The sequence below is a fragment of the Wolbachia endosymbiont (group A) of Cydia strobilella genome, from assembly GCF_964026745.1.
GTDB classification, from domain to species: Bacteria; Pseudomonadota; Alphaproteobacteria; order Rickettsiales; family Anaplasmataceae; genus Wolbachia; species Wolbachia pipientis.
Genome location: NZ_OZ034694.1, coordinates 1,122,082 through 1,144,457 on the forward strand (window position 1 = coordinate 1,122,082; position 22,376 = coordinate 1,144,457).

Below are 22,376 nucleotides of genomic sequence, written 5' to 3' on the forward strand. Positions count from 1 at the left end.
CAAAATTTACAATTGTTTTAATATTTTTACCTTGCAATTAATTGTAATTTAGCTATTATTATGCAATATTAGTAATATTACATAATGAAATGAAAGATGAGTAAGGAATACGATGAAACTAAGGTTAAACCTGCAATGTCTACACCTCAAGGGCCTGAAGGAACCAATGGATCAAAGGCCCAAAGTGTTCTTTCGAATAAAAGAAAGCCTACAATAAATTTTGATGATAAAAAGTATGGTGTAAAAACCTCTAAAATAGACCAACAGTCTCTAAACAAAAGACAAGAATCTTCAAAGCTAAGAGATCTCTTAAGGTCAATACCAATAATAAGGAGATTTTTAGCAAGGATTTTCACACCTGAAAAAATAGAAATCATCAGTAACCCTATATATGACAACATGGAAGCATATAAAAAATCGCAGGAAGATTACCCTAGTAAGATAAAAGATGAAACTAGTATAGATGATGAACACACAAAAGAAGTAGATAGTAAACTTGAGAAGGGTAATGTTGAACAAGTGGACAACAAGAAAAGTCGTAGTTCATAAATATCAATCATTTAAAAATTATCTCTAGTTATAACATTGTATCTGTTCAGATGCATGGCTCATGTACAAATATTGAAACAAAAATTCCAGTGCTCCTTTCTCGTCATCCCAGTGCGTGACACTTGTATCTTTATGATGTGAGGCATTAGAGCTAAAATACCTCACAGGGAGGGTGAAGCTGATGCGACACTAATGCCATTAAGCCAGATTTTGCTTCCCTCCCATAGAGTTAAAGACTGAACAGTATCTTTTGGAATTATATCCCGTATTACAAGGTTAGTCTAAACTCTCAGTTTATTTATAGTCTTGGAGGCAATTTTATGCAAGTAAATGCTATTTTGGGTGTGGATATTTCAAAAAAGAAATTTGATGTTTGTTTGTTAGTGGACAGTAAAAAACGACACAAAGTCTTTCAAAATAATCAAGATGGTTTTGCAAAACTTGTAGTTTGGTGCAATGGCCATGGAGCAAATCTTACTCATTTATGTCTTGAAGCAACTAGTTGGTATGGAGAAGATTTGGCTACTTTTATGCACGATTTAGGACATAATGTCAGTATAGTAAACCCAGAAAGCTTTTGGCAAAAGTGAGCTGCTCAGAAATAAGACAGATAAATCAGATGCAGCTATGATAGCTAGATTTTGTATCGCCAACAAACCTGCTCTTTGGAAGCCCATTGCACCTGAAATGAGGCATTTGAGGGAGCTTTACCGTTGCATGCAATCGCTAAAAGATGATAAGGTGCAACAGACAAATCGCTTGGAAAACAAAAATATGCATTCCAGTTGCAAAGAAGCTATATCTAAAGTAATTTTGGCAATAGAGGAGCAAATTATTGTTCTCGAAAAAGAAATTAATGAGCATATAAATAACTATCCACATCTAAAAAATATGGTGGAAAACCTTAAGACTATAAAAGGTATAGGATATCTTACTGCTGTTGCTGTTGTCGCAGAAATGCCATCAGTTGATAACTTTGACAATGCTAAACAATTTACAGCTTTTGCTGGTCTAAATCCAGGACATTATCAATCGGGATCGTCAGTAAGTAAGAGAAGTTGCATATGCAAAATAGGATCTGAGCGTATTCGAAAAGCTCTTTATATGCCAGCTATAGTAGTCAAAAACCATAATAATCATTTTCAAAAGTTTTGTCAGCGTCTAGCAAGTAAAGGCAAATGTCCAAAAGTCATAGTTCTTGCGTTAATGCGAAAATTAATGCATGTCTTTTTTGGTATTCTTAAAAATAATCAACCATTTAATTGTAATTTTGTTGGATAATTTGTTTGACAGCAGAGACAGTATCTGGGATCCAGATTGGGCACTAAGTTGGTAAACACGAAAGCGATTAATCCTTTACAACGTTTTTGATGGAACTGCGCGAAAGAACTGGATGCCAGTGTCACGCACTGGCATGACACCCATTTCTTCCTATAGTTGTCTTTTCTCGTCTACCTTATTTTGCCACTCTGCTGAACAGATACATAACATTTGCTATACAGAAACTCTGCGATACCAAAATAAATAAAGAGGTACGCCACTTGCAGTGAATAAGCTTGCGATCAGCAAGGTATTCACAGAAGTTTCAAATATTACCCAGCAGCAAAAGGTTGTTGCTATACTGCCAATTAAAAATTTGTAACAACTCTTTTCTTGCACAATAACTTTGAGAAAAGCAAGACTGCATGCAAGGTAAACAAATAAAAATGAAACTACAGAAAAGTCGATAATTGATGTGATCTGCTTAGCAAAATTGTTGCTTGAAGTGAGGATTAGTAAAGTTGCAGTTCCAACTGAGCTAGTTGTTATGCCCCAGAAAGGAGAACCGTGCTTGTTTCTTTGAGCAAAAAACTGTGGCATCAGTTTATCTTTTGCAAGGCCAAGGGCCACTTGTCCACTAGCTAGTACCCAAGCGTTTAAAGTACCAACACAAAAAATGAACGCAGTTATAGAAATAATCAAGTGCCAATTGCCAGAGGCCATAATTTTTATTGCGTCAACATATGGTGCTCTTGAACTTGCTAAATCATTGCCATTTATTAATCCCATAATTGCAAGATTGTTGATAAAATACACAACAGCAACAGAGATTGTTCCAAGTACCACAGCTCTTGGTATTGTTCTAGCTGGATTATCAACTGACCCTGCAGGTGCTGTTGCCAATTCAACTCCAATAAAACCCCATAGAGTAATAAGTGTAGAACGGGCAAGAATCTGCGATGTTGTAAGATTTGATATTTCTTCACTTATGATGAAGTTATTTCTATCAAAAAAAAACAATGCTGCTATAGGTATTACAAGCAATACAGAAATTTTTATCACCGTCAATAAAAACTCAACACGTCCAGCAGTAGCTACTCCTCTAAAATTTATTAGTGTAATAATTGTAAGTAATAACATCTCTAAAAACAGATGTACGTTTTGAATATCTTCATGGAAAAATGGTGTAAGATAACCAACACCCACAACTATTACGGCTGTTGTGCTAACCCATGAGATCACCCAATACGTCCAACCAACAAAAAAAGCTGCAGCAGGGCCAAAAGCATGCTTTACATAGACGTGAGGGCCACCCGTTTCCGGAAATTTTGCGCAGAGTGAGGCAAAAACTAAAGCAAGAGATATAGCACCAAGCCCTGATATTATCCAGCTTATAAGGCTATACATGCCATATGGAGCAAGGCTAATTGGAAGCATAAAAATTCCAGAGCCAATTTGGCTGCTAATCACTAAGGCAAAAATAGCCCAAAAACCTATTTTATTTGACACAATAATTCTTATCTAAATAGATTAACAATATACCCTAAACTCAGAAATTTCAATTGATCTTTTAACATAAAAACTTGCATTTTTTTCAATTTATTCCTAAAATAGATTATATTAACAGATTATTAAGAGGGGGTTATGAATCCGAGATTAAAAGCATTTTTGGTTGTTTGTAGTATTATTGCATTTTTGATTGCACTTTTGTTTCTCGTGTATTATTTAAATCTTCTTGTTAACTATATCCTTGACCCGATTCTAGTTCGTCCCTTTGAAAGATTATACAAAAACTTAATTGTTGATGGTCTTTATGCCTATTTATCTACAAGCACTTCTAGCCCTGCACTAGCATTTTTGGCTACAGGTTTTATTGTTATTGCTGCGTTTATTTGCCTGAATAAAATGCTTCTTCCCTTGCAAGAGAAGATCATAAACAACTATACCTCCTTTAAAAACAACAATATTGATAGCAATAGCATGTTGTTTGAGGTTTATAAAGATCCAACAATAAAATTAAAGGACAAAATATTATTCTTCAGTATACACTTGATATATTACCTACAGCTTCCATTTTTGTATATTGCATCAAAGGTATCAGCTCTACGTGGGTTTCTTATATTTAATTTTGGTTTATTATTGTTAAATTATGCACTGCTAATTCCAGTAGCACTTCTTGAGTTAATAAAATATCCATCAGTAAAACTCTTTTCACCTTTGGGTTTGAATGTAAAGCAGCTAAGCTTTTTGTTTAATGTAAGTGATGTGGGCACTGGTAGTCAAAGTGTTCATACTAGAAGTTTTGAGGAAAGTGTCATAAACTGCGCTGAAGAACTAAAACAGAAATTTGGAACTCAACCAAATGTACTCAATAAAGAGTTTGAAGACTACATAAATAATTCAGATGAGCTTACAACTGAGCAAAAAGAGCAATTAAAACTTTATCTTAACTTTAATGGTTCCAATGAAGCAGCTTGGCAAGAATCAAAAACTGGACTAACTCTCACACAAGCTGCAAACTTAGTTTCAACTGCTGCTAAGAATCAAAAATCAGATGTGAATTCACTATTACTAATGAATTTAAAGGATGGACTTGGTTTATGTACTCTGGGAATGTTCGATCGTATTATTTATTCGCTTAGTTGTCTTGAAGCGAAAAATAATTTCTTGGTTCAAATAAATGGAGCAGTGAACGTATTAACACCTAAATTTACTGAAAGATTTTTAAAAGAATATTGCAATTATAAAAAATTAAAAATTTTGGTAGACAAGTTTGAAGATCTTTACTCCGAAGATTATGCGGATAAAAATAATATAAGCGATGAGGTGAAGAGCAACATTAACCAATCAATAATAGAAATAAGAGAATTTGTCTTTAAAGAGCTTTACATAAAATTTTACGAAGAGTATGGAAAAAGTATTCAAAGAGGTGCCATAAAGCAAAAATTAAGGGAATTAGTTACAGATGATAGTATAAAGGAAGCAGTGTATTATTCAATGTATAATATAGAAATCCCTGCAGAACCACCTACTTATCTTGAAAGAGTAAAAGCATTTTTTGGAGGTCATGCAAGGTCTCCTGCTGCTTAGTGGTGGGCTCATGTCATGGTAGAAAATTTTGACTTTAGCTAAAAAAATTACTTCCGCATACTTGAAACCTCATTATAATGACAATTAGAGATGTTTCTCGAGCTCAAAATTTGTCTCCGTCTGCAGACTTTTCATTTAAATCTCAGTTAAAAATGTGGCGTATCTTCTTCAGTGTATGTGGGTGCACACGCATACTTAATCTCTGCCCAATGTGCGTTGCATTTTTTCTGAATCTTGTTCATATGGGGGATTCTATGCCTAAAATTCCAGACACTTGACTTTAGCTAAAAACCAACTGGCGCCTATGGTTTTTTATAGTTTTATCTTCCCTTTTCTGAATGGCTTGCAAGCTGCTATCTCTACAAAAACTATGTTTTTCTTCAGAAGAGAGTTATATTGTAACTATGGACAAAATAATCATAAAAAAATTTGGTGGGACTTCGCTAACTGATTTAAACCGAGTTGCAAATTTGATAAAAAACGATATTGAGAAAGGTTGTAATGTAATCGTTGTTGTATCTGCTGTTGCAGGATTTACTGACCAAATGGCTTTTCAGGCTAGGCAAATCTCAAATTTAAGTTGCAGACAAGAGTTATCAGAGTATGACGTTATGCTTTCAGCAGGAGAACAAATCTCTTGCGGTCTATTAGCTATCACTCTCCAATCGATCGGAGTTAATGCTAAATCGTGGCTTGCCTGGCAGTTACCAATTGTAACTGATGATTTTTATTCTGAGTCTAAAATAAAAACAATAAAGATTGACCGTGTGAAAAGATCTTTTGCTGAGGGTTATACTGCTGCGATCATTGCTGGTTTTCAGGGTATAAATGATGATAGAATCACTACTTTTGGAAGAGGAGGCTCTGATATATCAGCAGTTGCCTTCGCGGTAGCCTTTGGTGTTAGAATTTGCGAAATTTTTACTGATATTGATGGAATATATACAGCAGACCCGAGAATTGTTCCAAAGGCACGCAAGCTCAAATTTATCTCTTACGATGAAATGTTGGAAATGTCGTCATCTGGTGCTAAAATACTGCATAATCGTTCAGTACAACTTGCAATGAAACATAACATTAAAGTGCAAGTGCTATCCACTTTTAAGGAAGTAGAAGGCACCACAGTGCTACACAAAAGGGATGTACTAGAGAGATACTTAATTACTGGAATAACTTATAGCACTAATGAAGCTCTTGTAACTTTCACTAACCTTGCAAATAACTTGCGTACTTTAAGAGATATAGCAGGAGCAAACGTTAAAATTGATATGATACATGGGTCAAGTTTTGTTATCTCCAAATTTGATATTGATTTAATGGAAAAGTTACTGAATAAGAATGAAAATTATGCTATAAACGATAATGTAGCTAAAATTTCAATAATTGGTATTGGTGTTATGTCTAACACTGAAGTGATGCACCGCACACTCAAGGTTTTAAGCGAAAAAAAGATAGAAATACTTGCTATCACAACATCTGAAATCAAAATCAGTATAATTGTTCAAAAAGAATGCGCTGTAGCTTTAGTCAAAGATTTACATACTGAGTATGAGCTTGATATGCAGCACTAGGATAGGCTTGACGTCCAGTTGTCTAAGAGTATGTCTTGAAAAGGAATGAGGAAAAAAATATGATAGTGTAAGTAAAAAATAGGAGGGAAAATTGTATCCAAGTGATATAAGTGATAAGGAATGGGAAATTTTGGAGCCACATGTTGCACAAGGAAAGATAGGGAGGCCAAGAAAGCACAATATCAGAACAATTATTAATGCAATAAGGTATATAATGAGAGGTGGTTGTCAATGGAGAATGCTGCCGAAAGATTTTCCTCCATGGAAGACGGTGTATGACTATTTTCTCAGGTGACGTAGTAATGGCAAATTGGAAAAAATACATAATATGCTAGTAAAAGAGGTAAGAAAAATGTTTGGTAAAAATGAAACACCTTCAGTAGGAATAATTGACAGTCAATCAGTAAAAACCACTCAAAAAGGGGATCCAGAGGATATGATGCTGAAAAAAAATAAAGGGTAGAAAACGTCATATTGTTGTAGATACAGTGGGCTTAATTATTGCGGCTGATGTTCATAGTGCAAGTGTTCAAGATCGTGATGGTGCTCTAAATCTTTTCACTCAAGCTAAATACAAGGCTCCAACTTTACGTAAGTTTTTTGCTGATCAAGGATACATAGCAAAACCGCTGTTTATTGGAGACAGGATACGATTACCAAGAAAGCTGTTGATGTTACAGGATTTTTCGACAATCTGGACCACAATTTAGCACTGCAGGCTATCAAGAAGCACACAGACTGCAAATGGGTCATACTGTATGTTGAAAGGTGGATGAAATCCCCTATTCAGCAAGCAGATGGCAGTAAGGTAGTTAGGGAAAAAAGGAGTTCCGCAAGGAGGTTCAATAAGCCCAATCATTTCAAACATATTTATGCACCATGCATTTGATATATGGATGAAACAAAATCACCCAACAGTACCATTTGAAAGATATGTGGATGATGCGATAGTGCACTGCAGAACTAAAAGACAGGCAGAATTTATGCGAGCAGCAATTGAAGAAAGATTGGCACAATGTAAGCTAAAATTGCAACCTGATACCAATGCCATTCCAAAACTCCATCATTATACTGCCTTAGTATAACCTTCTCACTTCTATTGTCTATTTGTTTGTTATGTAATAGAAATTGGTATGAGATTGAAGAATTAAGTGTGAACGGTTACAGAATTTTTGCCAGGAGAAACATATAGTTAAAGTAATTCAGATTTGTAAGATATGTTTATCTGCAATTATAGCTTCAACAGTAGGCAATGTTGCTTTTAATTACCTCAACATTTTCTCTTGGCAATTCTTTAATGAACCGAGAAGTGCGCATCGGTTGCCACTGGTTGTTAATTTCCCTCCTATCTGCACATGAAATGATTAACCTTTCTTTGGCTCTGGTTATGCCAACATATGCGAGTCTCCTTTCTTCTTCTAAAGCTTTACCACTTTTGTCATCAAAAGATCTTTGATGAGGAAATAATCCCTCTTCCCAACCAGGTAGAAACACGCACGGGAATTCAAGTCCTTTGGCTGCATGAAGAGTCATAACATATACGGTGTCATCGTTATTCATATTATCCACTTCCATCACCAGACTTATATGCTCCAAGAAAGTTGTGGCATTATCGAAATTTTTTAAAGATGAGATGAGCTCTTTAACATTTTCTATTCGTGCTAAGCCTGTTACCTCCTCATTTTCAAGCATTTCAATATATCCTGATTGGTTTGCTACGATTTTAACGAATTCATGCAGTGGTTTTACGCTTACTATTTCTTCCCAAGCTTTAATTTTATTTAAAAAATCGTTGAGTGAGAGTTTAATTCTTTCGGTTACCTGATTACTATTAACTAATATTTTTGCTGCCTCAAAAAAAGAAATTTTGTTATCCTGAGCAGTCGTGTATATTTTCTTTAGAGTTGTAGCTCCTATGCTTCTTTTTGGCCGATTTACTATCCTTTCGAAAGCTAAGTCATCGTTATTGTTTGTAACAAGTCTTAAATATGCAATTATATCCCTGACTTCCTGACGTTCGTAGAATTTTACGCCACTTATAATCTTGTAGGGAATTGAATATTTTATAAAATACTCTTCGAGAACTCTAGTTTGAAAAGTGGCCCTTACCAGCACTGCAATGTCACTAAATCTGTATTTATTGAGTTTCAATATCTGTTCGCTTATGAACCTTGCTTCAGCTTTCCCATCCCATAATTTTATTAGATTTACCTTTTCCCCTTCAATGTTTGTTGTCCACAATTTTTTTTCTAAGCGAGTCTTATTGTGATTGATAACATATGACGCAGTTGCAAGTATGTGGGATGTTGACCTGTAGTTACACTCTAGTTTAACGGTTTTTGCATTTTTAAAATCATCAGAAAACTTCAAAATATTTTCAACTTCTGCACCACGCCAACTATATATCGACTGGTCATCATCTCCTACACAGCAAATATTTGAGTGCTCTTTTGCAAGGTATTTTAGCCAAAGATATTGTATCGCATTTGTATCTTGATATTCATCTACCATAACATATTTAAACTTGTTTTGGTAGTAGGACAGAACTTCGGTCTTTTGATTAAAGAGCTGTATGTTATATAGCAATAAGTCACCAAAATCGACAGAATTAAGGAATTTCAACCTTTCCTGATACTGGTGATAGACTTTGAGTGCAGTTACATATACTGGCCTAAATGATTGAATATCTTCCACTTCAGATGGCAATAAGCACTTCTCTTTCCATTGCTGAATAATATTCATAATGGTCTTACATTTTTCTGATAGGTAATCAGGATTTATTTCATTGATAATATTTTTTATTACCTGTAATTGGTCATCCACACCAATGATTGTAAAATTGGGGTTTAAGCCCACAATTTCTGCGTGCAGGCGCAAGATTTTTGCTGCAATTGCATGGAAAGTGCCAAGCCATGGTATGTTTGTGCCCGTTAGCTCAAGTACCCTTGATACCATCTCATTTGCTGCTTTATTTGTAAATGTAACTGCTAATATCTCATCAGAATAAGCGTGACCGTTTCTAATTATGTGTGCTATTCTTGAAGTAATCGTTCTTGTTTTTCCCGTCCCGGCTCCTGCCAGTATCAAAACTGGTCCATCTATGTTAGTTACAGCTGATTGTTGTTCTGGATTTAGCAGTGAGAGATAATCGTTCATCGTAGCCCTATAGATTATAACTTCGTAAAGTTAAACCTATGATTGAAATATTGTAAAGGTTTTATTGAATAGAACAGTTAAAGAATGCTTCACTCAAGTACTACATATTTAAACGTAGGTTTTACATCTATTTTGTTTTAGTAGTTTCAGGTGTATGTCGAGTAACAACAACTTGATTTGAGGTATTGGCACCAGAACTTCTGCTTGTTGGGTGGATAAGTGGAGTTTGGAATGGCTTATATGTACGGTTTAGTTCCTTCATTTCTATTTCTTCAACTTCAACAAGGGGTTTTTCTTTTGGGGTATAGCGATTATGCGTTGCAGGTCGTTCAGTGAGATTTTCATATGTTTCTTTCAACCAAGTTCCGATATCATACATAAATCCATACGCTTTTTCTTTAAATTCTCTCAATGATCTACTGAAACTTGCTAGTGTGTTATTAAAGTAAATTGTCATATAGTCTCTTGTGGTGTATTGATAACTTTCTCCATCTAGTCTGCTACTTTGTGCGTTAGAACTATTGTTGCTTTTAAAATAACCAAATATGTTGTACATTTTGAGCCGCCATTAATTACTAACATACACATATTATATATTGATAAATTAAGGACTTAGTGTATTGATTAAGCACTTAGAAAGCGCTCTGTATAATAATTTAAAATGGAGCTGGAGCTTTGTAGTACAATGTTTTCAAACGTTTAATATAATATTGACTTTACAACGATAGTCACTTTAAATTAGTAACTATTGTTGCAGTTAAAGTATCAATGCCTTTTTTCTTTTATTTTTTTGCAATTCTTAGCATTTTATCTGCTGTATGCGTAATTAGTGTAAGAAATCCTGTGCATGCAGTATTATTTTTAATTTTCACCTTCGTTAACTCTGCAGTGCTTTTCATTCTCCTTGGAGCTGAATTCATCGCTATGATGGTACTGATAGTATACATCGGTGCAGTTGCAGTGTTGTTCCTCTTTGTAGTTATGATGCTCGATATTGACTACATAAGATTGCGCCAGGGTTTTGCGAAGCATTTCACTCTTGGTGCTATATTGTGTGGTGTGTTTTTTTTGATTATCAGTTTTGTAATCCGCAGCTCAACGCTGAATATAAGTAATGTTATAAACTATAATGCCAATAACGTGAAAGCTATCGGTAATTTGCTCTACACTGACTACATGTACGCTTTTCATCTTTCTGGAATTTTGCTACTTGTTGCAATTGTCGGTGCAATTGCTCTTACTTTGCAGGACAAGAAAAAAGGAGTTAAAAAACAGAATGTATTAAAGCAATTGACGCAATCTTCATCTGTAAAATTGGTTAAGGCTAAATTTGGAAAAGGAGTGGAATGGAAATAGGATTAAATCATTTTTTGATAGTTGCTGCTATTTTGTTCACTGTTGGGGTGTGCGGTATTTTCATCAACCGTAAGAGCATAATCAATATATTGTTATCAATAGAAATATTATTGTTGGCGATTAACATCAATCTAGTTGCTTTTTCTGCCTTTATGAATGATATAGTTGGGCAAATTTTTGTGATGTTTGTGTTGACTGTTGCGGCAGCAGAGTCAGGAGTTGGGCTTGCAATATTGGTTGTATATTATAGAAGCCGTGGCAATATAGATGTTGAACAAGCAAATTTAATGAAAGAATGAAAGTATGATGGATATACTGAAATTAATAGTATTTTTGCCACTTTTTGGTTCGCTATTTGCAGCACTTTTTAGAAAAAGTCAGTTAGTTACAACGGCAGGGATTGGAATATCTGCAGTTTTATCTTGGTATGTTTTTCTCACCTTCTCTGAAAATTATCACTTGAGTTTATTTCCTTTGTTTTCATTGAGCATCTTAAAAGTAAATTGGGCAATTAGTGTGGATGCTCTCTCATCCTTAATGCTTATTGTTATTACCACCGTTTCACTGGTAGTACATCTCTACTCTATCGGTTATATGGAGCATGATAAGGGGAAGTCGAGGTTTTTTTCTTACCTATCGCTATTTACGTTTTGCATGATTGTGCTGGTTGTAAGCGATAATTTCGTGCAGCTTTTTTTTGGCTGGGAAGGGGTTGGCCTATGTTCTTATTTACTCATAGGATTTTGGTTCCAAAAATATTCTGCAAATAATGCAGCAATTAAAGCATTTGTTGTGAATAGGGTAGGAGACTTTGCACTATTGATTGGAATCTTTCTTATTTATTATACATTTCACTCTTTGAATTTTACTGAAGTTTTTGACACAACTGATCTTCTTGGCACGCAGAACATTAGGGCATTCTGCTGTGAATTCAAAGTAACTCATATAATATGCATATTACTTTTTATTGGCTGTATGGGTAAATCTGCACAGCTTGGTTTACATGTTTGGTTGCCAGATGCAATGGAAGGGCCAACTCCTGTTTCTGCACTTATTCACGCAGCAACGATGGTAACAGCAGGTATATTTTTAGTAGCAAAGTGTTCTCCATTGTTTGAGTTATCAAATGTGGCACGAGAATTAATAGTTATCGTTGGAGCACTCACTGCTTTTTTTGCAGCCACCGTTGCAATTACTCAGAACGATATAAAGAAAATAATTGCTTATTCAACCTGCAGTCAACTTGGTTATATGTTCATGGCATGTGGGCTTTCTGCTTACAATGTTGCTATTTTTCATTTAATGACACACGCTTTTTTTAAAGCTCTACTATTTCTTGGTGCTGGCAATGTGATTCATGCAATGCATCATGAGCAAAACATTCAGAAAATGGGAAATTGCTGGAAGAAAATCCCTTGCACTTACGCTCTCATGTGGATTGGATCTCTTGCGCTTTCTGGGATATTCCCATTTGCAGGTTTTTATTCAAAGGATTTGATAATTGAACATGCTTATAGCACGGATAGCTTTGCTTTTGTAATAAGCTTAGTTGTTGCATTCTTCACAGCGTTTTACTCTTGGAGGTTATTGCTTCTTGTGTTCCACAGCCAAAAACAAAGTAAAATTAATATACATGAGGCACCAAAGATTATGCTTATACCATTACTGATACTCGCTTTTGGATCAGTATTTTCTGGAATATGGGGAGCAAATATTTTGAACATAACTAGTAATGCGTTTTGGAAATCAAGTTTAGTGATGATTGATGAGCATGGAGTTCATAATTTCTTTATAAAACTACTGCCAACCTTAGCAAGCCTAAGTGGAATAGCACTTGCGTACCTAATTTACCAATATCAAGTAATTAGGCAAATTAAGAGTAAATTTTTACTTAAGTTTTTGCAGAATAAATGGTACTTTGATGAGGTGTATGAGTTTGTTATAATTGCACCGATAAGGTTTATATCTAGGCTTCTATGGAAGTTTGATGTTAAGGCTATTGATTCATTTGGACCAAATGGTGTTGTAAGGTTGGTTAATGAATGTTCAAAAAGTTCTATAAAGTTACAAACTGGTTATATATTTGATTATGCATTTATTATGTTTGTTACTCTAATAATCGGTGCTTTATATATTATTGGAATTAAATAGAAGGTGTTGTTACTTAGTATATTCTTGCTTCCACTGATAGGAGCGTTGATTTTATCCTTAATCAGGATTAATCATCAATCTATACACTTAAGATTCCTTGCTCTATTTTTTGCTGTACTTCCATTTTTGCTTAGCATTGTAGCTTGTATAGAATTTGATTATAACAATGCGGACTTTCAGTTTGTCAGCTACCCAATTAGAAATGTTGGAATAGGGATAGATGGTATATCGTTGCTTTTCCTTCTGCTTACAACTTTCTTGTTTGTAATTTGTATACTCTACAACTGCAAAATGAGTTATACGACCCTAAAAGCCTATATGGCATTGTTTCTACTGCTTGAGAGTTTTGTAGTCGGTTTTTTCGTTTCACTGAATGCTATAAGCTTTTATGTGTTTTTTGAAGCTGTTTTAATACCAATGTTCTTTATTATTGGCATCTGGGGAGGAAAACACAGGGTATATGCAACGTTTAAGTTGTTTCTTTATACATTAACTGGCTCATTATTATTTCTACTTGGATTGGTTTACATCTATAACATTTTTGGAACGTTTAATATACAAAAATTAGCTACATTAGTGCCAAGCCTTGATCTTGAAGTGCAGTCATTGCTGTGGATTGCATTTTTTATTTCTTTTGCAATAAAAGTACCGATGTTTCCATTTCACACTTGGCTTCCTGATGCACATGTGCAATCACCAACTTCTGGATCTGTGATTTTAGCTGGCTTGCTTATTAAAATGGGGGGATATGGATTTTTAAGGTTTTCTATTCCAATGCTTCCTCAGGCAAGTTTGTATTTTTCAAATTTCGTTGTTGTGCTGAGCATTATTGCGGTGATATATGCTTCTCTAGTTGCGTTTGCTCAAGATGATATAAAGAAGTTAATAGCTTATTCTTCAATAGCACATATGGGGATCGTTACTGCTGGCCTCTTTTCATTTTGTGAGGAAGGAGTACTGGGTAGCATATTTCAAATGATTAGTCATGGCCTTATTTCTGCTGCTTTATTTTTATGTGTTGGAATGCTATATACTCGAACTGGAACTTTGGAGATTGCAAAATATTTTGGCATAGTAAACACAATGCCAAAATTTGGTTTTATGTTCATTTTATTTTCAATGGCTTCAATAGGGCTACCTGGAACATCTGGGTTCGCAGGTGAGTTTTTGGCTATGGTTGGAATGTTTAAGAGCATAGGGTTTTTTACAGGATTTATCGCACTTGGCACTATTTTAAGCGCAGTTTATATGCTGAATTTATGTAAGCAAATAATATGGGGGGTTAGCTATTCTAAATTATTAAATAACCGTTTGGATAGCATAGAATTTTCTGTCTTAATTCTGCTTGCAGTGTTTGTTATTTTGCTTGGATTTTACCCAACCCTTGCACTGAATTATTTGAAGCCATGTATGGCAAATTTGTTAGTCAAATATAATGCGCTATGAATTATATACAGATATTGCCGGAAACGTTCTCTATTATCTCCTCGTTAGTGTTGCTGCTGCTTGGGATTATATTTAACCGCAGAACTATCAACTTATTAGCACTTGGCTGCACAGTGGTAACTTTGATTATTTTAATTCTTTCGGCAGAAAACAATGAAATTTTTCTCTTTAATTCGTTGTTAAAACTCAATTTATACATCAGGTCAGCCCAAGGGTTAATTCTCAGCACAGGAATTTTAATACTTTTGATGCTGAATTTATCAAAATATGACTATAAGTATGAATTTTCAATGCTGATTCTTTTTGCGCTATTTGGCATGATAACTTTGGTTTCAGCAAATAGTCTGATTTCTTTTTATTTAGCTTTTGAGTTGATGAGTATATCTTTGTATGTTCTTGCGAGCTTTAATAAAGATTCGATTTATTCATGTGAAGCAGGAGTGAAATATTTTACACTCAGTGCATTATCTTCCTGCATTATGCTATATGGAATGTCGCTGCTTTATGGATATACAGGACAAGTCAATTTCTCTGAGCTCGGTTCATTCTTGCAAAACCATCAGATAACTTATGGAATAGTTTTTGGGTTAGTCTTTGTCCTAATTGGTTTGTGTTTCAAGCTTGCTATTGCTCCTTTTCATATGTGGGCTCCAGATGTCTATCAAGGTGCACCTACCATAGTAACTGCGTTTTTTTCTACGGCCCCAAAAGCTGCACTTGTAACATTTTTAATTCGATTGATGAATGAAGAGTTAGTAAATGTAAAAAGTTATGTTCAGCCTATTTTCTTATACGTTTCAGCATTGTCTGTGCTTATCTCAGCTTTTGGGGCCTTACGTCAGCAAAACTTAAAAAGGCTGCTTGCTTACAGTTCAATTGGTCACATTGGTTTTATATTTGCTTCACTTTCTATTTTTACACAAGCAGGAACAGATAGTGCCTTAATGTATCTGGTGATATATATCATCACAAGCATAGGGCTATTCTCATATCTCGTACAAATTGACGATGACGATTGTGATATTGCAAATTTATCTGGTATAGGGAAGAAACGCCCAATTGTAGCATTTCATCTTTCTGTGCTGTTACTCTCAATGTCGGGAATACCTCCACTTGCTGGGTTTTTCGCTAAATTTTTTATATTCAAAAGTTTAATAAATTCTGGCTTTATCAGCCTGTCCTTGATCCTTGTAATAGCGAGTGTGATATCATGCTACTATTATTTAAATATCATGAAAGTTATGTATTTTGATAAAGCTAGTGGTAATAAGGTTGCTTATTCTAAGGGTCTATTCATTATCACTTCAGTGGCTTCACTGATCAACCTCGTTCTTTTCTTGTATGTAGAAGATCTTTACTCACTCATTGAACTAAAGGGCTGACAAGGTGATCCCTGAGGGCTTTCATATTCATCATTACAAAGAAGTTTCAAGCACTAATAAAGAAGCGTTGGATTTAATTGATAAAGGAATATCAAATGAAACCGTTATTATTGCCGATAAACAAACAGAAGGCAGGGGGCGCACCGGAAAAAGTTGGGTTTCTCCAGAGGGTAATTTTTATGCGAGTTTGGTGATAAACCTCTTTAACGATTATCTGAATGAAAGCCAGCTTTCGGTGTCATTCCAGCGCGTGACGCTGGAATCTAGAAAAAAAGAAGAATGGATCCCAGTGTCAAGCACTGGGATGACATCAGAGGGCATTGGGATGACAGAGAAGGGTTTGGTGAATAAAATTGCGGATGTTAGCAAATTAACAGAATTGACTTTTGTTACTGCTCTTGCTGTTGGAAATACTATACTGTCATTTATAAATGGTCTAAATCTCCAGTATAAGTGGCCAAATGATGCCCTTATTGATGGCAAGAAAATAAGTGGAATATTGCTTGAAAAAAGATCCAATTCGAATTGGCTCATTATAGGAATTGGAATTAATGTCAGTCATGCACCACTTCCAGGAACAACGTGCATTAGCAATTACGGTGAGTCTGTGTCTAACATAGATCTGTTAAAGGAATTAATAATAAATTTTAATAAGCTAAGAAAGCAATGGCTATTTGATGGGTTTTATGCTATAAGAGGAATGTGGTTAAAAAAAGCATTCAAAATGAATGAGCAAATCAGTGTAAAGTTAGCTGACAAATTGTATGAAGGAATTTTTGCTGATATAGATAAAAGTGGTAAATTGGTGTTGCAGCAAAAGGATGGAAGCTTAATTTATTTTGATGCAGGTGAGTTATTTATTGGCAGTGCATTATGAATACATATGTAATTTTTGCTTACCTTATTAGTTTCACGCTGATTGTTGGAGAGCTAATTTTTACCATTTCTTGCTATACTAAAAGTAAAAAAATTCTAGAAAGCCTGAAAGATAATAATGAAGAAGAAACATAAGCGATTACTTATAACTTCAGGAATTTTCTGCTTTTTAAGCTGCATAGTCTTTTTTATTTTAACAACGCTCAAAGAAAATATCTCATTTTTCTATACAGTAAGTGAGGCAATAGTTTTACCAAATAGTCAAAAGCCAATCCGTGTTGGTGGAATGGTTGTTGAAGATAGTGTGATACGGAGCGAAAGTGAAGTAGTTTTTCAAATGACAGATTTTAACAAAAGCGTTGTGGTAAAATACCAGGGAATACTTCCACCGATGTTTTCAGAAAAAAGTGGTGTTGTTGTGCAAGGTAAAATGTCTGATAATAATACCTTTCTTGCAGATACGGTGTTTGCAAAACATGATGAGAACTATATGCCGAAAGTTTTAAAATAGATTCCTTAATCTGGCTATATTGAAATAGTATGTAGAGAGAGTAACAGCCTGCTAGCAAGCTGTGACTTTCCTAACTACTACAATATATCAGAGTGAGTTGGTGCTTCCCATTCATCATATTATCACCACCAATTGTTCCTGTTTTTAATTTTTCAACCTCTTCTTTTAGGTTGTTAAGGTTTCCTTCCAAAATTTTATAATCCTTCTCAGCCTCTATAGCTATCATCTCAAGCCTATCTAAATCTTTATACAATAGATCCACTTCATCTTGACGATCCTTCAGCTCATTATTCAATTTAGGAACAAATGTGTCGTTTAAATCTGCGATTAGTTTATCTAGAATTTTGTGAACGTAATTGACCGATGCATTCTTTTCTTTATCGCTCTCAAAAGATTTAGGCTTAATTTTGACCTCTATGTCGTCTATTACTCTAGGGTTATCTCCGCCTATTTCGCTTATTAATTCAAAGTTGCTTTCGCTTTCTTTTACACTGTAATTACTCATATTAACTTCTATAAAAAATTATACTTTTAAAATCAACTCAGCTACATTGAAATGGTATGTGGAGAAAGTAATAGCCTAGAGACTATTACTCTTTCCAGTTTAACCCCAATCTGGTTCACTAGTGGTATTGTCTTCTAATTCTTTTACTCTTGTCTGTAAGTTATTCAGGCTCTGTACTAAACCACTATCTACATTACCAACGTCTTCAATCAGTTGATTGACTTTTTCTTGTTCTCCATGCAAGTTAGTATTTACTTGCACAACAAGTCCGTCATTCATACTTTCAATCAGTTTATCAATAACACTATGAGTATAACTAACTTTCGCATTTTTATCTTTATTCGTTTCGTAATTTGTCGGTTTTGCAAGGGTAACTTTACTTATAATTTTTGGTTCATTGGCCATATAAACTACCTCATTAAAATTTAAAATTTCAAATAAAATCAACTATAGAAATATAAAAAGCTCTTTTCAAACCCATAAATATTTAGCTCAACAATACTTCGTATCCAGTCTGAAAGTACTCTTCCATTACCATTAGTTCAGCATTGGCGTTTTGAAGAGGGCCCTCCCATTTAGGTTCATCAGCAGAATCTCCAAGTTTCTTAATCAGCTCAAGGATTTCCTTTTGTTTTTCATTTTGTTCATCAAGTTTCCCTTTTAATGCATCAATAATAGCTTTAGACTGATCTTGATTGCTGAGATCACCAATCACAGCTGTCACTTTCTCATAAGGCAGTTTGTGAATAATCTCTTTAAGCTCTTCTGCACCTACGTTATCCAAAAGTTCTTTAAACTGCTCATTAGACATATTGCGAGCAAAAGCTTGAAGTTTGTCTGGGTTATCAACTAAAGACTTAATGATAATCTGGATCCTATTAGAATCAGTTAAATCCTGAGCAATTGCTTCGAGTTTCTCAGGATCAAGCTTATTAACTAAGTCTTTCAGTTGGTCTTCTTGCAGACTATTTACTAAAGCTTTCAACTGATCACCTTCTAATTCTTTGGAGAGTATTGTCAAGTGGTGCTCAGCCAAGTCTTTTGCAAGCACTGTAAATTGCTCGTCATTTAAAGTTTTAATAAGTGCTTTGAACTGATCCACTTTTAAGTGAGGTAAAATTTCTTTTACTTGCTCTGAATTTAATTTTCTCACTAGAGCTTCAAGCTGAGTATCATTTAAAATAGGAACAATTATTTGTAACTTTTCTGGATTTAGTTCCTGAGCGAGGGTTTTTAGCTGGTGATTGGTTAGATGATCCACTAAAGCTTGGAGTTGTTCATCTGTTAAGTTCTCTGCTAAGGCCTGCAACTGGCTTGAGCTCAGTTCAGGAATTATTTTTTGCAGTTGCTCGTTACTAAGAGTATTGGCAAGAGTTTTTAGTTGGCCGTCTGTTAGGCCCTGAATAAAAACTTTAGTAAACGCGTTTGATAGCAACAGTAGCACATCTCTTATATGTCTCTCACCGTAGTATAACATAATGTCTTGTAATACCTCATTGTCAGGTGAATCGATTATATTTCCTGCCTCGTCTGAAAAATAATATTTATTGTTGCCAGTATCTGAATCTTCCCATGTTACATATTTGTATTCCAATTTTTTTGATTTAATAGAACTGCTACACATAGTTTTGAAAGGCTGCACAAGCTCTCTTGTATATGATAACTTAGCCAACTCATTACCGTAATATACAAATGTATGGTTACTTTTTACATAATCTAAGTTAGAATCACTTTTATAATCTTTGGCTACCAGATTTCCTTCATTTTCTTCCTCCAGACATATGTAACTGTCTAGGCAAGAACTGCTGCAAAGTTTTATAGGCAATAAGCCTAGTACTACATCGTTTTTATCATCCAGCGATACAAGCTCAACTTTTTTAATAGGCATTGTAGGATCATTACCTTCAGGCCACTTTATCCTTGTAGTCGGAGTTTTTCTAAACACCTACTTTTCCAGGTATCATCTTAAAAACATGCTTTTTTCCACTCATAGGCGTTACCAATAAATTAATTGTTAGTATTCTAACATTTATTGATTAATTTATTGTTAAGTTAGTATATATTACAATTGTAATAACCAACATTACTTGTGTAGAGAAAAGTTACGAAAAGAAATAGAGATTTTCAGGGAAATAGTATAAAATCCTCATAGATTAAAATAAGCTGCTTTGACAGGTTTTGTGGCGGCTAGAGCTGTATAGACTGGTGGAGGCAAGCGGGATCGAACCGCTGACCTTCTGCGTGCAAAACAGATGCTCTACCAGCTGAGCTATACCCCCAGGTAATTCTTGCTTAAAGCATAAATCACTCAGGCTGAAATGCAAGAAATATTTATCTATTAGGCTATTGCTAAATAGTGTACAAATTCTGCAGGGTGTACACACTTCTCTATTTTTTTGTCTCCTTAGCGTTATACGTCACACCATCCAAATAAATCTGTGAACTGAAAATTAACAAGAAGTTTTCCTTTGGAAATTTTTTTAAATTATTCATAGATTTTTTAACTAAATTATCACTAACGCAGTATATTATATAATTTATTTAACCACACATGAAAATTTTAGTTTGATTAAAACGGATAAAAACTGTATTGATGTTTAGTATAGCTGAAAAATGAAATGATCCCGTAGCTCAGCCGGTAGAGCAACTGACTTTTAATCAGTGGGTCACGCGTTCGAATCGCGTCGGGATCACTCACAAATTTTGAAAAACATGCTAAAAGAACAAGACAAAATATTCACCAACCTAAATGGTAAAGGAACTCCACTACTTGAGGGTGCAAAAAAACGTGGTAGCTGGCAAAAAACAAAGGAATTACTGGATTTAGGATCAGAAAAGATCATTGATGAAGTAAAGAAATCTGGTTTGAGAGGTCGAGGGGGTGCAGGATTTTCCACCGGCCTTAAGTGGAGCTTTATGCCCAAAAATCTCCCAAAAGCATATTTAGTAGTCAATGCAGATGAGTCAGAACCTGGTACATGTAAAGATAGAGATATATTGCGATATGAGCCACATAAGTTACTTGAGGGAATTCTCCTGGCCGGCAAAGCGATCAGCGCATCAGTTGCATATATTTATATCAGGGGTGAATTTTATAATGAATATTTAGTTCTAAAAAAAGCACTTGAGGAAGCCTATAAAGAAGGTTTAATTGGAAAAAATGCCTGCAAATCAGGTTATGATCTTGATGTGTTTATCCATAGGGGCGCAGGAGCTTACATATGTGGGGAAGAAACAGCTCAACTCGAATCAATTGAAGGAAAAAAGGGCTTTCCTCGCATGAAGCCTCCATTTCCCGCAGGTGTTGGACTTTTTGGCTGCCCAACCACAATAAACAACGTTGAAACTATAGCCATGGTTCCAGATATTCTGAATCGCGGAGGAGAATGGTTTGCATCTCTTGGTAAACCAAATAATACTGGTACCAAGGTCTTTTGTATTTCAGGGCACGTAAACAACCCGTGTAATGTTGAAGAAGAGCTCGGAATTCCATTACGTGAATTAATTGAAAAATACGCAGGTGGAGTGCGAGGAGGTTGGGATAATTTACTTGCTGTAATACCTGGTGGGTCTTCAGTGCCATTAATTCCAAAATCTATATGTGATACTATTGAAATGGATTTTGATTCATTAAGAACTGCACAATCAGGGCTTGGTACTGCTGCTGTAATAGTGATGAATAAATCAACTGATATAATAGCTGCAATAGAGAGGTTATCACACTTTTATATGCATGAGTCCTGTGGACAATGCACACCATGCCGTGAAGGTACTGGATGGATGTGGAGGATTATGAAGAGGATGGTGGCAGGAGATATTAAGCCTGATGAAATAGATAAGCTGCTTGACCTTACAACTCAAATAGAAGGACATACAATTTGCGCACTTGGCGATGCTGCAGCTTGGCCGATTCAAGGATTAATAAGACATTTTCGCCATGTTATCAAAGAGAGAGCGATAATTTAACTTTACTTATACTTCTTAAGCCGTTTTGCTACTTAGCAACCAGAGCTAAAAAATATTGATTCCCTTCTCTTTTAGGTGCCAATTCTACCTTTGCGATATCTTCAGTGTCTCGAATTAGCCGTTCTAATTTTTCCAGTCCAACTTCAGTGTTTATAAGCTCTCTCCCTCTAAATCTCATTGTGACTTTAATTTTATGTCCGTGGGCAAGTAAGTCTCTTGCTTGACGCAATTTTGTTCCGTAATCGTGATCACCAATATTGGGACCCAGTTTAATTTCTTTTATAGTTAATGTTTTTTGTTTCTTTTTTGCTTCACTTGCTTTCTTTTTTATATCATACTTTTGCTTGCTATAATCCAGAATTTTACATACTGGAGGGGTTGAATCAGGTGCAATTTCCACCAAGTCTAAACCAACACCCTGTGCAAATTCCAAAGCTCGTTCTATTGGCACGATTCCGACCATTTCACCACTATGATCAACTAAGCGTACCTCCTTAGCTGTGATAAATCCATTAATTCTGTTTTTATTGTTCTTTTTAACTTGCAAACTTTAACTC

General features: G+C 35.0%; 24 protein-coding genes, 2 tRNA genes and 1 pseudogene. 19 read left to right on the forward strand and 8 right to left on the reverse strand.

Annotation, left to right across the window (positions count from 1 at the left end; translation table 11 throughout):
* The first annotated feature begins 96 nt into the window (after positions 1–96).
* From AAGD76_RS05645 to AAGD76_RS05655, 3 genes and pseudogenes are all read left to right on the forward strand, one after another.
* Positions 97–549 carry a hypothetical protein gene (locus AAGD76_RS05645; protein ID WP_015589289.1) on the forward strand — a complete coding sequence of 151 codons (453 nt, stop codon included), beginning with the start codon at positions 97–99 and terminating at the stop codon, positions 547–549.
* Between the two features lie 320 nt (positions 550–869).
* Positions 870–1,254: pseudogene (locus AAGD76_RS05650) on the forward strand (IS110 family transposase); the annotation flags it as partial.
* Between the two features lie 186 nt (positions 1,255–1,440).
* The gene (locus AAGD76_RS05655) at positions 1,441–1,830 is read left to right on the forward strand and encodes a transposase (RefSeq protein ID WP_305037058.1); all 390 of its coding nucleotides are present in this window, start codon (positions 1,441–1,443) and stop codon (positions 1,828–1,830) included.
* 213 nt (positions 1,831–2,043) lie between these two features.
* Here the strand turns inward: AAGD76_RS05655 and AAGD76_RS05660 are convergent, their stop codons facing one another.
* Positions 2,044–3,318, reverse strand: a complete 1,275-nt coding sequence (locus AAGD76_RS05660; RefSeq protein WP_010082345.1) for an APC family permease — start codon at positions 3,316–3,318, stop codon at positions 2,044–2,046.
* A 135-nt stretch (positions 3,319–3,453) separates the two neighbouring features.
* Between AAGD76_RS05660 and AAGD76_RS05665 the strand changes: the two genes are divergently transcribed.
* From AAGD76_RS05665 to AAGD76_RS05685, 6 genes are all read left to right on the forward strand, one after another.
* Positions 3,454–4,899: a hypothetical protein gene (locus tag AAGD76_RS05665; protein WP_341820513.1), complete on the forward strand. Its 1,446-nt coding sequence runs from the start codon at positions 3,454–3,456 to the stop codon at positions 4,897–4,899.
* 404 nt (positions 4,900–5,303) lie between these two features.
* Positions 5,304–6,470, forward strand: a complete 1,167-nt coding sequence (locus tag AAGD76_RS05670; RefSeq protein ID WP_155969028.1) for an aspartate kinase — start codon at positions 5,304–5,306, stop codon at positions 6,468–6,470.
* Between the two features lie 91 nt (positions 6,471–6,561).
* On the forward strand, positions 6,562–6,765 hold the full coding sequence (locus tag AAGD76_RS05675) for an IS5 family transposase (protein WP_007549940.1): 204 nt from the start codon (positions 6,562–6,564) through the stop codon (positions 6,763–6,765).
* A gap of 33 nt (positions 6,766–6,798) precedes the next feature.
* Complete coding sequence (locus AAGD76_RS05680; protein ID WP_255324781.1) at positions 6,799–6,933, forward strand: hypothetical protein; 135 nt, start codon at positions 6,799–6,801, stop codon at positions 6,931–6,933.
* 25 nt (positions 6,934–6,958) lie between these two features.
* Entirely contained in the window at positions 6,959–7,180 is a 222-nt protein-coding gene (locus tag AAGD76_RS06460; RefSeq protein ID WP_022626388.1) for a hypothetical protein, read from the forward strand.
* Positions 7,181–7,342: 162 nt separating this feature from the next.
* Complete coding sequence (locus AAGD76_RS05685) at positions 7,343–7,555, forward strand: hypothetical protein (protein ID WP_065094389.1); 213 nt, start codon at positions 7,343–7,345, stop codon at positions 7,553–7,555.
* 154 nt (positions 7,556–7,709) lie between these two features.
* Here the strand turns inward: AAGD76_RS05685 and AAGD76_RS05690 are convergent, their stop codons facing one another.
* Both AAGD76_RS05690 and AAGD76_RS05695 read right to left on the reverse strand, forming a co-directional pair.
* Positions 7,710–9,626, reverse strand: coding sequence for an ATP-dependent helicase (locus AAGD76_RS05690; protein WP_264338041.1), 1,917 nt, complete (start codon positions 9,624–9,626; stop codon positions 7,710–7,712).
* A gap of 127 nt (positions 9,627–9,753) precedes the next feature.
* Positions 9,754–10,182, reverse strand: a complete 429-nt coding sequence (locus tag AAGD76_RS05695) for a hypothetical protein (protein ID WP_010082321.1) — start codon at positions 10,180–10,182, stop codon at positions 9,754–9,756.
* A 212-nt stretch (positions 10,183–10,394) separates the two neighbouring features.
* On the opposite strand from AAGD76_RS05695, the gene AAGD76_RS05700 reads away from it, so the two are divergent.
* From AAGD76_RS05700 to ccmE, 8 genes are read left to right on the forward strand one after another with little or no spacing between them, the layout of a single operon-like run.
* The gene (locus AAGD76_RS05700) at positions 10,395–10,982 is read left to right on the forward strand and encodes an NADH-quinone oxidoreductase subunit J (protein ID WP_010962952.1); all 588 of its coding nucleotides are present in this window, start codon (positions 10,395–10,397) and stop codon (positions 10,980–10,982) included.
* Positions 10,973–11,281, forward strand: a complete 309-nt coding sequence (gene nuoK, locus AAGD76_RS05705) for an NADH-quinone oxidoreductase subunit NuoK (protein WP_010962953.1) — start codon at positions 10,973–10,975, stop codon at positions 11,279–11,281. Before AAGD76_RS05700 ends, nuoK begins: the two co-directional genes overlap by 10 nt.
* A gap of 4 nt (positions 11,282–11,285) precedes the next feature.
* Entirely contained in the window at positions 11,286–13,133 is a 1,848-nt protein-coding gene (gene nuoL / locus AAGD76_RS05710) for an NADH-quinone oxidoreductase subunit L (protein ID WP_022626390.1), read from the forward strand.
* 3 nt (positions 13,134–13,136) lie between these two features.
* The gene (locus AAGD76_RS05715) at positions 13,137–14,579 is read left to right on the forward strand and encodes a NuoM family protein (RefSeq protein ID WP_010962955.1); all 1,443 of its coding nucleotides are present in this window, start codon (positions 13,137–13,139) and stop codon (positions 14,577–14,579) included.
* Positions 14,576–15,961, forward strand: a complete 1,386-nt coding sequence (locus AAGD76_RS05720) for an NADH-quinone oxidoreductase subunit N (RefSeq protein WP_209472428.1) — start codon at positions 14,576–14,578, stop codon at positions 15,959–15,961. Before AAGD76_RS05715 ends, AAGD76_RS05720 begins: the two co-directional genes overlap by 4 nt.
* 4 nt (positions 15,962–15,965) lie before the next feature.
* The gene (locus AAGD76_RS05725; protein WP_341820514.1) at positions 15,966–16,838 is read left to right on the forward strand and encodes a biotin--[acetyl-CoA-carboxylase] ligase; all 873 of its coding nucleotides are present in this window, start codon (positions 15,966–15,968) and stop codon (positions 16,836–16,838) included.
* Positions 16,835–16,972, forward strand: coding sequence for a hypothetical protein (locus AAGD76_RS05730; RefSeq protein WP_209472432.1), 138 nt, complete (start codon positions 16,835–16,837; stop codon positions 16,970–16,972). The genes AAGD76_RS05725 and AAGD76_RS05730 overlap by 4 nt, the downstream gene beginning before the upstream one ends.
* Positions 16,956–17,348 carry a cytochrome c maturation protein CcmE gene (gene ccmE / locus AAGD76_RS05735; protein WP_174515681.1) on the forward strand — a complete coding sequence of 131 codons (393 nt, stop codon included), beginning with the start codon at positions 16,956–16,958 and terminating at the stop codon, positions 17,346–17,348. Before AAGD76_RS05730 ends, ccmE begins: the two co-directional genes overlap by 17 nt.
* Positions 17,349–17,418: 70 nt before the next feature.
* On the opposite strand, the gene AAGD76_RS05740 is transcribed toward ccmE, so the two are convergent.
* The 4 genes from AAGD76_RS05740 to AAGD76_RS05755 form a co-directional block, all read right to left on the reverse strand.
* Positions 17,419–17,853, reverse strand: coding sequence for a hypothetical protein (locus tag AAGD76_RS05740; protein WP_209472434.1), 435 nt, complete (start codon positions 17,851–17,853; stop codon positions 17,419–17,421).
* Positions 17,854–17,952: 99 nt separating this feature from the next.
* Positions 17,953–18,258, reverse strand: coding sequence for a hypothetical protein (locus AAGD76_RS05745; RefSeq protein WP_264329450.1), 306 nt, complete (start codon positions 18,256–18,258; stop codon positions 17,953–17,955).
* An 82-nt stretch (positions 18,259–18,340) separates the two neighbouring features.
* Positions 18,341–19,741, reverse strand: a complete 1,401-nt coding sequence (locus AAGD76_RS05750) for a magnesium transporter MgtE N-terminal domain-containing protein (protein ID WP_341820515.1) — start codon at positions 19,739–19,741, stop codon at positions 18,341–18,343.
* A 315-nt stretch (positions 19,742–20,056) separates the two neighbouring features.
* A tRNA-Ala gene (locus tag AAGD76_RS05755) sits at positions 20,057–20,132 on the reverse strand.
* A gap of 341 nt (positions 20,133–20,473) precedes the next feature.
* On the opposite strand from AAGD76_RS05755, the gene AAGD76_RS05760 reads away from it, so the two are divergent.
* A tRNA-Lys gene (locus tag AAGD76_RS05760) sits at positions 20,474–20,546 on the forward strand.
* 19 nt (positions 20,547–20,565) lie between these two features.
* Positions 20,566–21,819 (forward strand): NADH-quinone oxidoreductase subunit NuoF, encoded by a 1,254-nt coding sequence (gene nuoF / locus AAGD76_RS05765; RefSeq protein ID WP_010962959.1) that lies wholly within the window; start codon positions 20,566–20,568, stop codon positions 21,817–21,819.
* 28 nt (positions 21,820–21,847) lie between these two features.
* On the opposite strand, the gene infC is transcribed toward nuoF, so the two are convergent.
* Positions 21,848–22,366: a translation initiation factor IF-3 gene (infC, locus tag AAGD76_RS05770; RefSeq protein WP_006279610.1), complete on the reverse strand. Its 519-nt coding sequence runs from the start codon at positions 22,364–22,366 to the stop codon at positions 21,848–21,850.
* Positions 22,367–22,376: the final 10 nt, after the last annotated feature.